This is a genomic window from Streptococcus mitis, assembly GCF_002096755.1.
GTDB classification, from domain to species: domain Bacteria; phylum Bacillota; class Bacilli; order Lactobacillales; family Streptococcaceae; genus Streptococcus; species Streptococcus mitis_AC.
In genome coordinates, this window is sequence record NZ_NCVF01000020.1 from 134636 (window position 1) to 148351 (window position 13716).

General features: G+C 39.3%; 8 protein-coding genes. 6 read left to right on the forward strand and 2 right to left on the reverse strand.

Going from position 1 to position 13716, the window contains the following annotated elements; all coding sequences use genetic code 11:
- The first annotated feature begins 8 nt into the window (after nucleotides 1-8).
- Nucleotides 9-1886, forward strand: coding sequence for an Eco57I restriction-modification methylase domain-containing protein (locus B7700_RS03600; RefSeq protein WP_084887206.1), 1878 nt, complete (start codon nucleotides 9-11; stop codon nucleotides 1884-1886).
- Complete coding sequence (locus B7700_RS03605) at nucleotides 1883-5137, forward strand: DEAD/DEAH box helicase family protein (protein ID WP_084887207.1); 3255 nt, start codon at nucleotides 1883-1885, stop codon at nucleotides 5135-5137. Before B7700_RS03600 ends, B7700_RS03605 begins: the two co-directional genes overlap by 4 nt.
- Before the next feature lie 31 nt (nucleotides 5138-5168).
- Here B7700_RS03605 and B7700_RS03610 read toward each other — a convergent pair whose 3' ends face one another.
- Together B7700_RS03610 and B7700_RS03615 are read right to left on the reverse strand one after the other, a co-directional pair.
- Nucleotides 5169-5516: a DUF6568 family protein gene (locus B7700_RS03610; RefSeq protein ID WP_084887209.1), complete on the reverse strand. Its 348-nt coding sequence runs from the start codon at nucleotides 5514-5516 to the stop codon at nucleotides 5169-5171.
- Nucleotides 5517-5627: 111 nt separating this feature from the next.
- Nucleotides 5628-7346, reverse strand: coding sequence for a phospho-sugar mutase (locus B7700_RS03615; RefSeq protein ID WP_084887211.1), 1719 nt, complete (start codon nucleotides 7344-7346; stop codon nucleotides 5628-5630).
- Between the two features lie 153 nt (nucleotides 7347-7499).
- On the opposite strand from B7700_RS03615, the gene B7700_RS03620 reads away from it, so the two are divergent.
- From B7700_RS03620 to ligA, 4 genes are all read left to right on the forward strand, one after another.
- A complete protein-coding gene (locus tag B7700_RS03620; protein ID WP_084887214.1) occupies nucleotides 7500-9401 on the forward strand; it encodes an ABC transporter ATP-binding protein in 1902 nt (633 codons plus the stop codon).
- A gap of 2 nt (nucleotides 9402-9403) precedes the next feature.
- Entirely contained in the window at nucleotides 9404-10267 is an 864-nt protein-coding gene (locus tag B7700_RS03625) for an Rgg family transcriptional regulator (protein WP_060628235.1), read from the forward strand.
- Nucleotides 10268-10346: 79 nt separating this feature from the next.
- A complete protein-coding gene (locus B7700_RS03630; protein ID WP_084887216.1) occupies nucleotides 10347-11525 on the forward strand; it encodes an MFS transporter in 1179 nt (392 codons plus the stop codon).
- 92 nt (nucleotides 11526-11617) lie between these two features.
- Complete coding sequence (gene ligA / locus B7700_RS03635; protein WP_084887218.1) at nucleotides 11618-13576, forward strand: NAD-dependent DNA ligase LigA; 1959 nt, start codon at nucleotides 11618-11620, stop codon at nucleotides 13574-13576.
- The last annotated feature ends 140 nt before the right edge of the window (nucleotides 13577-13716 follow it).

Sequence of the window (13716 nt, forward strand, 5' to 3'; positions counted from 1 at the left end):
GGTTGCTTATGACAATAGATATTAGTGAAGAAAGTTTATCTAAAGAATCGGCTGACTTATTAAAAATTCTTTTAAAAGATCGAACGACCAAGAAAAATATTGTTTGGGCGACGCATTCTTATGAATTGTTAGGAAAGGGATTTGCTCCAAGTGATCGCATCACTCCAAGTAGGGTGACGGGAAACTATGCAAACTTGATTCAGCCCAGATCTGAAAAATCCAAGTATGAGCAAAAAGATCGTACAAAAATAAGGGCAGAAGTGTTTACACCAACTTGGTTGGTCGCAAAGCAAAATGGATATGTAGAATCGGAACTAGGCTCTTTAAGTCTTGAGGAGTATGTTGACCTAAGGTGGTTGGAGATAACTTGTGGTGAAGCACCTTATATGGTAACGAGATATGATACCGTAACTGGTGAGGAAATTCCATTATCTGAGCGAGTTGGTTTTGTTGATAGAAAATTGCAGCGCATTAGTCGTGAGGTCTCAGATGAAGTCACCTTTTATGAACTTGTAAAAAAAGCTTATCGAGCTTCTTATGGTTATGAGTATCAAGGAGATTCTCTCCTTTTGGCGCGTGAAAATCTTTTAGCATCATTTGAGGACTACTATCTTGCAAAGACTGGAAATCAACCAACCTTAGAGCAAAAGAAAGAAATTGCGACTATTATCTCCTACAATGTCTTTCAGATGGATGGATTGAAAAAAAACAGTCCCTACTCAGCTACACAAGGACAATCTCAACAGTTAAGCTTGTTTTCCGATGAGCTGGAAGTAGAACAAGCAGAAGAATCTAAAACCCAAATCAAAGACTGGAAAAAGAATAGAATGATAGGTTTTGAGTGCCTATCTAGCGAGGAAAGTGAAATGAAATTTGATGTCGTGATAGGAAATCCGCCGTATCAAGAAGAATTACAAGGAACAAGTGACAAACCAATATATCATCATTTCATGGATGAATCTTATAAGATTAGTAGAAAATCAGTATTGATAACACCTGCTAGGTTTTTGTTTAAGGCTGGGAAAACACCAAAATCATGGAATGAAAAAATGCTGTTGAATGAACATTTTAAAGTCATGTATTATGTCCAAGATTCTTCGAAAGTTTTTCCTGGTACGGATATTAAAGGTGGAGTGACGATTAGTTACCACGATAATGATAGAGTTTTTGGAGCGATTGAAACATATACCGCTTTTGATGAACTGAATTCAATTTATAAAAAAGTCTATCATAGAAATGATTTCAAATCTTTAAGTGACTATGTTTTTGCACCAGAAAGTTATAAATTAACAGAAGCCCTACACAGTGATTATCCTAATTTCGAAGACAGGTTAAGTAAGGGTCATAAATTTGATGTGACAACAAATATTTTTGAAAAGTTGCCTGAAATTTTTACGGATGATAAACCAGAATGTGAATCAATTCAATTAATAGGTAGGTTAAATAATGAACGTGTAATAAAATTTGTTCCAAAGAAATACATCAAAGGACCTGGGAATTTGGATAAATATAAGGTGATACTGCCAAAAGCAAATGGCAGTGGGGCGATTGGCGAAGTCCTATCGACCCCACTCGTGGGTACCCCACTCGTGGGTCACACACAGACCTTTATTTCTATTGGTAAATTAGAAACATTGGATGAAGCAGATTCATTATTTAAGTATATAAAATCTAAATTTGCTAGGACTTTGTTAGGTGTACTAAAAATTACACAAGATAATAAAAAAGGAACATGGAAATACGTCCCTCTCCAAGACTTTACGGTCAATTCGGACATTGATTGGACTCAATCAGTGTCTGATATTGACCGTCAGCTCTATCAAAAATATGATCTTTCTCCTGAAGAAATTGCCTTTATTGAGACTCATGTAAGGGAGATGGATTGATGGTAGAAATTAAAACTTCTAAAGAGATTCATCCTAAAATCTATGCCTACACCACTCCTACGGTAACTAGTAATGAGGGCTGGATTAAGATTGGTTATACGGAGCGTGATGTCACACAACGTATCAAGGAGCAAACGCATACTGCTCATATAGATACAGACATATTGTGGACTGGAGATGCGACCTATACAGAAGATCCTGATAAGGGGAAAACTTTCAAGGATCATGATTTTCACCATTTCCTTTCTTTCCATGATGTGGAACGTCGTCCTAAGACAGAATGGTTTTACTTTAATGGAACTCCTGAGAAATCAAAAAATCTTTTTGATAAGTTTGTTCAGCATGATTTGTCAGGTTATCAGCCTGGCCAAGGACAGGACTATACCTTGCGACAAGAGCAGGAAGAAGCAGTTGCTAAGACCTTAGCTTATTTCCAGAATCATCCAGGAGGTAAGTTCCTCTGGAATGCCAAGCCACGCTTTGGTAAAACCTTGTCTACCTATGATCTAGTTCGTCGAATGGATGCTGTCAATGTCCTGATTGTAACAAACAGACCTGCCATTGCTAACTCATGGTATGATGATTTTGAAAAATTCATAGCAGGTCAAACGACTTACAAGTTTGTTTCTGAATCGGATAGCCTTAAAAGTCGTCCAACCTTGTCACGAAAAGAATTTGTTGGTATTTTAGATGACGATGTAAGACAACTTGCTTTTATCAGTCTTCAAGACTTGAAAGGCTCTGCTTATCTAGGTGGAGAGCATAACAAACTTAAATGGGTTACAGATCTCCACTGGGATTTATTGGTTATCGATGAGGCTCACGAAGGAGTTGATACCTTTAAGACAGACCAAGCTTTTAATAAGATTCGACGGAATTTCACTCTGCATTTGTCAGGTACACCATTTAAGGCATTGGCCAAAGGAGATTTTACAGAGGATCAAATCTACAACTGGTCTTATGCTGATGAGCAGGCAGCCAAAACGAATTGGTCGCCTGAGCAAGAAGAGGAAAATCCATATGAGAGCTTGCCTCAATTAAATCTCTTTACCTATCAAATGTCTCAGATGATTGGTGAGGAGTTAGAAAAAGGGGCTCAACTTGATGGAGAGAATATCGACTATGCTTTTGACTTGAGTGAATTTTTCGCTACAGATGATAAAGGGAAATTTATCCATGAGCAAGATGTTAGAAATTGGCTAAATACTCTATCAAGCAATGAAAAGTATCCATTTTCAACCAAAGAACTTCGTAATGAACTCAAGCATACTTTTTGGCTGTTAGAACGTGTAGCCTCAGCTAAAGCTTTAAAAGCACTACTAGAAGAACACCCAATTTATGAAAACTATGAGATTATTCTAGCTGCAGGTGATGGACGTATGTCCGAAGAAGACGATAAAGTCAAACTCAAATCCTTAGATTTGGTTAGAAAAGCGATAGCAGATAATGATAAAACTATTACCCTATCCGTGGGTCAGTTGACGACAGGGGTCACCATACCTGAATGGACAGGCGTATTGATGTTATCAAATTTGAAATCACCAGCTCTTTATATGCAAGCTGCATTTCGTGCTCAGAACCCATATTCATGGACCGATAGCAAAGGAAATCATTTCCGCAAAGAAAGAGCCTATGTATTTGACTTTGCGCCAGAAAGAACCCTGATTCTCTTTGATGAGTTTGCGAATAACTTATCACTTGCAACTGCAGGAGGTGGAGGAACTTCAGCAACTCGCGAAGAAAACATTAGAGAATTACTAAATTTCTTCCCTGTCATAGCAGAAGACCGTGCTGGTAAGATGGTTGAAATTGATGCTAAGGCAGTTCTAACCATTCCTCGCCAGATAAAAGCTAGAGAAGTTCTTAAACGAGGCTTTATGTCCAATCTCTTATTTGATAATATCAGCGGTATTTTCCAAGCTAGTCAAACAGTTCTAGACATTTTAAATGAACTCCCAGTTGAAAAGGAAGGGAAGTTACAAACATCTTCTGAACTATTAGACTTTTCAGATGTTACAGTAGATGATGAGGGCAATGCAGTAGTTGACCATGAAATTGTAGTTAATCAGCAAATGCGACTTTTTGGTGAAAAAGTCTATGGACTTAGTCAATCTGTGACAGATTTGTTCACTAAGGATGAGGACAGAACTCAAAAACAGCTGGTTAATGATTTGAGCAAGACAGTTTCTTCAGTGATTGTAGAAGATTTGAAAGGTGAATACAACCTAAAAACTCGAGAAACAGATCAAATCAAGAAGCAAATTACAGCAACATTTGAGAATGAAATTCGAAAAAATGATATCGAAAGAAAAATTTCTGAAGCTCATATCAGGGAAGAATTGCAACAACAAATCAATGAAGCAGTTGATAAGGAGCAAAAGGATAAGATTCAAGAAGATTTTGATAAACGTTTAGAAGAAAACAATCTTATTCACAAGGAAAAACTAGAGCAAACACTTAAAAAAGAAGTGGAAAAAATGCCTGAGAAGTTTATTGAACAGGTTGAGATAAAACGTGTTGAGCAGTTGAAACAATCAGCTCAAGATGAGATTCGTGACCATCTTCGTGGATTTGCACGAACCATCCCAAGTTTTATTATGGCTTATGGTGATCAAACTCTAACACTTGATAATTTTGATACCTTTGTTCCTGAGCATGTTTTCTTTGAAGTGACTGGTATTACGATTGATCAATTTCGTTATTTGAGAGATGGTGGACCAGATTTTGCAGGACATCTCTTTGATCGAGCAACATTTGATGAAGCAATCCAAGAATTTCTTCGTAAGAAAGAGGAATTGGCAGATTATTTTAAAGATCAAAAAGAAGATATCTTTGACTATATTCCACCGCAGAAAACTAACCAGATTTTCACTCCTAAACGAGTGGTGAAGAGAATGGTGGATGACCTTGAAAAAGAAAGTCCAGGTATCTTTGATGATCCATCTAAGACATTTATTGATTTGTACATGAAGTCAGGACTCTATATTGCTGAACTTGTTAAGCGACTATATAATAGCGAAGGTTTGAAAGATGCTTTTCCAAATTCTGAGGAACGCTTAAAACATATCTTGGAAAATCAAGTTTATGGATTTGCACCTTCAGAGATTATCTATAATATCTCGACTAATTTTATCTTTGGAAATCTCTCTCAAGATATCAGTAGAAAGAACTTTGTTCTAGAAGATACTATTCCTGCTGCTAAAGTAGGTAGGATTCAGGAGTTGGTTGATTCCTATTTTGAAAATAATTAAAAAGAAGGCGAATGCCTTCTTTTTATATTTTTTACAATCTAGCAAATTCTTTGATTTCTTGTGCTGACATTGAAGAGTCGCAACGGACATTGATTTTTCCATCTGCAATGTGAACGAAGCCTGGTACGGTTGGAATTCCATAGCGTGAGCGGAATGCTTGCAACTCATTGAGTTGGCTTGGTTCTTCACTGTTGATGAAGTAGATGTGAGCTTTGGTTTCAGCTACGACACCTGCCAATGTACCTGCAAATTTACGGCAGTAAGGGCAAGTTTTGCGACCGATAAAGAAGGTTGCAGTTTCTTTTTTATCAAGAGCTTCTTGCGCACGCGCAACTGTAGTGACTTCAAGGTCTTTGATATTATCTAAAAATTGTTCCATGAGATTACCTCGCTTTCATTGATAAGTCTAGTATGCCATAAAGTTTCTAAAATTGCTTAGATTTGATACGAAAAAAAGATGAGATTGGTTGGTCTCATCTTTTATAGGGCTTTATTTTACAAAAGCATTGATTTCTGCTTCGATGTTAGCGATTTTAGCTTGTGATTCTTCGTTGGTTTCACCTACAACTGCAATGTAGAACTTGATTTTTGGTTCTGTACCTGAAGGGCGAACAGCAATCCATGAACCGTCAGCAAGTGTGTATTTCAAAACATCACTTGGAGGAGTTGTTAAGTTTGTAACGGTACCGTCAGCAGCAGTAGCAGTTTGAGCTTTGAAGTCTTCTACGACAGTGATAGCTGTTGCGTTCCATTCTTTTGGAGCATTGTTGCGGAATTTAGCCATGATCGCTTTGATTTGTTCAGCACCATCGACACCAGAAAGGGTAACAGAGATAGTTTTTTCTGCGTAGTAGCCGTACTCTTTGTAGATTTCTTCGATACCGTCAGCAAGTGTCAAACCACGTGAACGATAGTAGGCAGCAAGTTCAGCAACGACTAGAACAGCTTGGATAGCGTCTTTATCACGTACGAATGGTTTAATCAAGTAACCGAAGCTTTCTTCAAATCCCATCATGTAAGTGTGATTGTGTTTTTCTTCGAATTCTTGGATTTTTTCAGCGATGAATTTGAAACCAGTCAAGACGTTGAACATAGTTGCGCCGTAGCTTTCAGCAATCTTCGTTACCAAGTCAGTTGATACGATAGATTTGCAGAGTGCTGCATTTTCAGGCAGAGTTCCAGCATTTTTGTGGGCTTCCAAGATGTATTTAGCCATGATGGCACCGATTTGGTTACCTGAAAGGTTGAGGTAGCTACCATCTTTTTGAAGAACTTCAACACCAACACGGTCAGCATCAGGGTCAGTTGCGACAAGAACATCTGCACCAACTTGACGACCAAGTTCTTCAGCAAGTGCAAAGGCTGCTTGGCTTTCTGGGTTTGGAGATTTTACAGTTGAGAAGTCTGGGTCAGCAGTTGCTTGCGCTTCAACGACCTGAACTGAGTCAAATCCTGCTTGGGCAAGAGCACGACGAGCCAACATTTCACCAGTACCATGAAGTGGTGTGTAGACAATTTTCATGTCTTTACCGAATTCTTCAATCAAGGCTGGGTTGATGTTTACGTCCTTAACTTCTTTGAGGTATTCCACATCAACAGCTTCGCCGATGACTTCAATCAAGCCAGAAGCTTTTTCAGCTTCCACATCAGCAACTTGAACTGCAAATGGGTTTTCGATTGCACGGATATAAGTAGTCAAAGCGTCTGCATCGTGTGGAGGCATTTGTCCACCGTCTTCACCGTAAACCTTGTAACCGTTAAATGGTGCAGGGTTGTGACTGGCTGTGACCATGATACCTGCGAAACAGTTGAGGTGACGAACTGCAAATGATAGTTCTGGAGTTGGACGGAGGCTTTCAAATACGTAAGATTTGATGCCGTGTTTAGCAAGAACTGCCGCAGACTCAAAGGCAAACTCAGGTGAGAAGTGACGGCTATCGTAGGCAATTGCTACACCACGTTCTTTTTCATTTCCACCTTTTGACTCGATCAAACGAGCCAATCCTTCAGTAGCTTGGCGAACAACGTAGATGTTGATGCGGTTTGTACCAGCACCAATCAAGCCACGCATACCTGCAGTACCAAATTCAAGATTTGTATAGAAGGCATCTTCTTTTGTTTTTTCATCCATATTTTCCAAATCTTGACGAAGATAGTCAGGAAGCTCCGCAAAATCAACCCATTTCTGGTAATTTTCTTGGTAAGACATTGAAATTCTCCTTTTTGTAAATTGTTTTAACCGTTCACATTATAGCACTTTTTAGCGTTTTAGTAAAACGGTAGCATAATTTTCAGAAAAGTGGTGTCATATGCTGGTTTATCAAGTCTTGAATGCCTTAGGGAAACATGCTATACTGTTTGTATGATTATTTTACAAGCTAATAAAATTGAACGTTCTTTTGCAGGAGAGGTTCTTTTTGATAATATCAACCTGCAGGTTGATGAACGTGATAGGATTGCCCTTGTTGGGAAAAATGGTGCAGGTAAGTCTACTCTTTTGAAGATTTTAGTTGGAGAAGAGGAGCCAACTAGCGGAGAAATCAATAAGAAAAAAGATATTTATCTGTCTTACCTAGCTCAAGATAGCCGTTTTGAGTCTGAAAATACCATCTACGATGAAATGCTTCATGTCTTTGATGATTTGCGTCGGACTGAGAAACAACTGCGTCAGATGGAGCTGGAGATGGGTGAAAAGTCTGGTGATGATTTGAATAAGCTGATGTCAGATTACGACCGCTTATCTGAAAATTTTCGTCAGGCAGGTGGCTTTACCTATGAAGCTGATATACGAGCGATTTTAAATGGATTTAAGTTTGACGAGTCTATGTGGCAGATGAAAATTGCCGAGCTTTCGGGTGGTCAAAATACTCGTCTGGCACTGGCTAAAATGCTCCTTGAAAAGCCAAATCTCTTAGTCTTGGACGAGCCAACCAACCATTTGGATATCGAAACCATTGCCTGGCTAGAGAATTACTTGGTAAACTATAGCGGTGCCCTCATTATCGTCAGCCACGACCGTTATTTCTTGGACAAGGTTGCGACAATTACGCTGGATTTGACCAAGCATTCCTTGGATCGCTATGTGGGCAACTACTCTCGTTTTGTTGAATTAAAGGAGCAGAAGCTAGCTACTGAAGAAAAAAACTATGAAAAGCAACAAAAGGAAATCGCTGCTCTGGAAGACTTTGTCAATCGCAATCTAGTCCGAGCTTCAACGACCAAACGTGCCCAATCTCGTCGTAAACAACTGGAAAAAATGGAGCGTTTAGACAAGCCTGAAGCTGGCAAGAAATCAGCCAATATGACCTTCCAGTCTGAAAAAACGTCGGGTAATGTTGTATTGACTGTTGAAAATGTGGCTATTGGCTATGATGGGGAAATATTGTCAGAGCCTATCAACCTAGACCTCCGTAAAATGAATGCTGTTGCCATCGTTGGTCCAAATGGAATCGGTAAGTCAACCTTTATCAAATCTATTGTGGACCAGATTCCTTTTATCAAAGGTGAAAAGCGCTTTGGTGCCAATGTTGAGGTGGGTTACTATGACCAAACCCAAAGTAAGCTGACACCAAGTAATACTGTATTAGATGAGCTCTGGAATGATTTTAAACTGACACCAGAAGTTGAAATCCGTAACCGTCTAGGTGCCTTCCTTTTCTCTGGTGATGATGTTAAAAAATCAGTCGGCATGCTGTCAGGTGGCGAGAAAGCTCGTTTGCTTTTGGCTAAATTGTCTATGGAAAACAATAACTTCTTGATTCTGGATGAGCCGACCAACCACTTGGATATTGATAGCAAGGAAGTGCTAGAAAATGCCTTGATTGACTTTGATGGAACTCTTCTATTCGTCAGCCACGACCGTTACTTTATCAATCGTGTGGCAACTCATGTACTGGAATTGTCAGAGAATGGCTCGACTCTTTACCTGGGAGATTACGACTACTATGTTGAGAAGAAATCAGAAGTAGAAATGATTCAGGCTGAGGAAGCTTCAACTAGCAATCAAGCAAAAGAATCAAGTTCAGTTAATGACTATCAAGCTCAGAAAGAAAGTCAAAAAGAAGTTCGCAAACTCATGCGACAAATCGAAAGTCTAGAAGCTGAAATTGAAGAGTTAGAAAGTCAAAGCCAAGATATTTCTGAACAAATGTTGGAAACAAACGATGCCGACAAACTGATGGAATTACAGGCTGAGCTGGACAAAATCAGCCACCGTCAGGAAGAAGCTATGCTTGAATGGGAAGAATTATCAGAGCAGGTGTAAAGATGGAACATCTTGGAAAAGTATTTCGTGAATTTCGGACAAGTGGAAATTATTCTTTAAAGGAGGCGGCAGGGGAGTCCTGTTCAACTTCTCAGTTATCTCGCTTTGAGCTTGGGGAGTCTGACCTAGCAGTCTCACGTTTCTTTGAGATTTTGGATAACATTCATGTAACAATCGAAAATTTCATGGATAAGGCTAGGGATTTCCATAATCATGAACATGTTGCCATGATGGGACAAATTGTACCCCTTTACTACTCAAATGATATTGCAGGTTTTCAAAAGCTTCAAAGTGAACAACTTGAAAAGGCTAAGAGTTCGACAAATCCACTCTATTTTGAGCTGAACTGGATTTTGTTGCAAGGTCTGATTTGTCAAAGAGATTCGAGTTATCATATGGAGCAGGATGATTTAGATAAGGTAGCAGATTATCTCTTCAAAACAGAAGAATGGACCATGTATGAGTTGATTCTTTTCGGTAACCTCTATAGTTTCTACGATGTAGACTATGTCACTCGGATTGGTAGAGAAGTCATGGAGAGGGAGGAATTTTATCAAGAGATTGGTCGCCATAAGAGATTGGTTTTGATTTTGGCCCTCAATTGTTACCAGCATTGTTTAGAGCATCTTTCTTTTGACAATGCAAGCTATTTTGAGACTTATACAGAGAAGATTATTGGTAAAAACATTAGTCTGTATGAACGAAATATTTTACATTACCTAAAAGGCTTTGCCTTGTACCAAAAAGGACAGTGTAAAGAAGGTTGTAAGCAAATGCAAGAGGCCATGCATATTTTTGACGTGCTAGATCTTCCAGAGCAAGTAGCCTACTATCAGGAACACTACAAAAAATTTATCAAAGATTAATTTTCCCAAATAAGGGAAAAATGAAAAAGCTCCTTTCGGTTTTGATACAATAGTTTCAAAATTTGAGAGGAGTTTTTATATGAATCGCTATGCAGTACAGTTGATTAGTCGCGGAGCTGTTAACAAGATAGGGAATATGCTCTATGATTATGGAAATAGTGTCTGGTTGGCTTCCATGGGGGCCATAGGCCAGACTGTTTTAGGAATGTATCAGATTTCTGAACTCGTCACATCTATTCTCGTAAATCCCTTTGGCGGAGTCATTTCAGACCGTTTTTCTCGTCGTAAGATTTTAATGGCGGCAGACCTTGTTTGTGGGATTCTTTGTCTGGCTATTTCTTTTATAAGGAATGACAGCTGGATGATTGGAGCTTTGATTTTTGCCAATATTGTTCAGGCTATTGCTTTTGCCTTTTCTAGACCAGCAAATAAGGCCATTATCACCGAATTGGTAGAGAAGGATGAACTGGTCCTCTACAATTCTCGTTTGGAGTTGGTCTTGCAGGTTGTCAGCGTGAGTTCTCCTGTACTTTCTTTTCTTGTTTTACAATTCTCAAGTCTCCATCTGACGCTCTTACTAGATGCTTTGACTTTTTTTATAGCATTTGTTCTAGTGGCCTTACTTCCAAAAGAAGAACCAATGGTTCAAGATAAGAAACTTTTTACTGGTAAAGATATTTTTGCAGATATCAAAGATGGCTTGCACTATATCTGGCATCAAAAAGAGATTTTCTTTCTCCTGTTAGTGGCTTCCAGCGTTAATTTCTTTTTTGCGGCTTTTGAGTTTTTGCTTCCTTTTTCAAATAAACTATATGGAGTAGAAGGAGCTTATGCGACTATCTTAACCATGGGTGCGATTGGCTCAATTATAGGAGCACTGATAGCAAATAAATTTAAATCAAGTATGAATACACTTTTGTTCTTATTGATTTTAACAGGAGTAGGAGTTTTCATGATGGGTTTGCCACTGCCCAATATTTTAACCTTTTCTGGAAACCTGATTTGTGAACTCTTTATGACGATTTTTAATATTCACTTCTTTACACAGGTACAGACCAAGATTGATGGAGAATATCTGGGTAGGGTATTGAGTACCATTTTTACACTGGCAATTCTCTTTATGCCGATTGCAAAAGGTTTGATGACCTTGCTTCCAAGTGTCCATCTTTATTCTTTCTTGATTATAGGGCTAGGAGTTGTTGCTTTATCTTTCTTAGCTCTAGGCTATGTACGAACTCATTTTAAAAAAGAGATATAAGTCTGTTTGAGTTTTAAAAATAATTCTAATCTAAGCGTTTTTTCCGCCCTTCTCGTTTGTGAGGAGGGCTTAGTTTATGGTAAAATAGTTTTATGAATAAAAGAATGAATGAGTTGGTCGCCTTGCTCAATCACTATGCGACTGAGTACTATACCAGCGATAATCCCTCGGTTTCAGACAGTGAGTATGACCGCCTTTACCGTGAGTTAGTTGAGTTAGAAACTGCCTATCCAGATCAAGTGCTAGCAGACAGTCCTACTCATCGTGTTGGTGGCAAGATTTTAGATGGTTTTGAAAAATACAGTCATCAGTATCCTCTTTATAGTTTGCAGGATGCTTTTTCACGTGAGGAGGTTGAAGCTTTTGATGCGCGTGTTCGTAAGGAAGTGGCTCATCCGACCTATATTTGTGAGCTGAAAATCGATGGTTTGTCTATCTCGCTGACTTATGAAAAGGGGATTTTAGTTGCTGGGGCAACACGTGGAGATGGTTCTGTTGGGGAAAATATCACAGAAAATCTTAAGCGTGTTAAGGATATTCCTTTGACCTTGCCAGAAGAACTAGATATCACAGTTCGTGGGGAATGTTATATGCCACGCGCTTCTTTTGACCAGGTCAACCAAGCTCGTCAAGAAAATGGAGAGCCCGAATTTGCTAATCCTCGTAATGCAGCGGCAGGAACACTGCGTCAGCTGGATACAGCAGTAGTTGCCAAGCGTAATCTTGCCACTTTCCTCTATCAAGAAGCCAGTCCTTCAACTCGTGATAGTCAAGAAAAGGTTTTGAAGCACCTAGAACAGCTCGGTTTTGTGGTTAATCCTAAGCGAATCTTGGCTGAAAACATAGATGAAATCTGGAATTTTATCCAAGAAGTAGGAGAGGAACGGGACAATCTGCCTTATGATATCGATGGGGTGGTGATCAAGGTCAACGACCTAGCAGGTCAAGAAGAACTTGGCTTTACTGTTAAGGCTCCAAAGTGGGCAGTAGCCTACAAGTTTCCTGCTGAGGAAAAAGAAGCTAAACTCTTATCAGTTGATTGGACAGTTGGCCGTACGGGTGTTGTAACCCCGACTGCCAATCTAACACCAGTACAACTAGCTGGGACAACTGTTAGCCGTGCAACTCTGCACAATGTGGATTATATTGCTGAAAAAGATATCCGAAAAGATGATACGGTTATCGTTTATAAGGCTGGAGATATCATCCCTGCCGTCTTGCGTGTGGTAGAGTCCAAACGGGTTTCTGAAGAGAAACTAGATATCCCTACAAACTGCCCAAGTTGTGATTCTGACTTGTTGCACTTTGAAGATGAAGTGGCCCTGCGGTGTATCAATCCGCGTTGTCCTGCCCAAATCATGGAAGGTTTGATCCACTTTGCCTCTAGAGATGCCATGAATATTACAGGCCTTGGTCCATCAGTAGTTGAGAAACTCTTTGCTGCCAATCTGGTTAAGGATGTGGCGGATATTTACCGATTACAAGAAGAAGATTTCCTCCTTTTAGAAGGTGTTAAGGAAAAGTCTGCTTCTAAACTGTATCAGGCTATTCAAGCATCTAAGGAAAACTCTGCTGAGAAACTCTTGTTTGGTCTTGGCATTCGCCATGTCGGAAGCAAGGCCAGTCAGCTCTTACTTCAACATTTTCATTCAATCGAAAATCTGGCTCAGGCAGATCCAGAGGAGGTGTCTAGTATTGAAAGTCTAGGTGGTGTGATTGCAAAGAGTCTTCAGACTTATTTTGCGACAGAAGGCTCTGAAATTCTCCTCAGAGAATTGAAAGAAGCAGGAGTCAATTTGGACTATAAAGGTCAGACTGTAGTAGTGAATGCAGCCTTGTCAGGTTTGACCGTTGTATTGACTGGAAAATTGGAACGTCTCAAGCGCTCAGAAGCTAAAAGTAAACTCGAAAGTTTGGGTGCCAAAGTGACTGGCAGTGTTTCTAAAAAGACCGACCTCGTCGTGGCAGGTGCAGATGCTGGAAGTAAACTTCAAAAAGCACAAGAACTTGGTATTGAAGTTCGAGATGAAGCTTGGCTCGAAAGTTTGTAAAGAATAGTAGAAGGCTAGATGTTAGATAGTCTGAAACTGTCTATCCTGAAGTGTTTTGACATGAATTGAGTCTATCTTGAGTCAGAAATTAAATTGCTGAATCTATCAGCACCACATAAAAAATTAAATTAAAATTAGAA

Excerpts from the sequence above, each read along its gene's own strand:
- B7700_RS03600 (WP_084887206.1), top strand. The coding sequence starts at position 9 with ATGACAATAGATATTAGTGAAGAAAGTTTATCTAAAGAATCGGCTGAC.
- B7700_RS03610 (WP_084887209.1), bottom strand. The coding sequence starts at position 5,516 with ATGGAACAATTTTTAGATAATATCAAAGACCTTGAAGTCACTACAGTT.
- B7700_RS03615 (WP_084887211.1), bottom strand. The coding sequence starts at position 7,346 with ATGTCTTACCAAGAAAATTACCAGAAATGGGTTGATTTTGCGGAGCTT.
- B7700_RS03620 (WP_084887214.1), top strand. The coding sequence starts at position 7,500 with ATGATTATTTTACAAGCTAATAAAATTGAACGTTCTTTTGCAGGAGAG.
- B7700_RS03625 (WP_060628235.1), top strand. The coding sequence starts at position 9,404 with ATGGAACATCTTGGAAAAGTATTTCGTGAATTTCGGACAAGTGGAAAT.
- B7700_RS03630 (WP_084887216.1), top strand. The coding sequence starts at position 10,347 with ATGAATCGCTATGCAGTACAGTTGATTAGTCGCGGAGCTGTTAACAAG.
- ligA (WP_084887218.1), top strand. The coding sequence starts at position 11,618 with ATGAATAAAAGAATGAATGAGTTGGTCGCCTTGCTCAATCACTATGCG.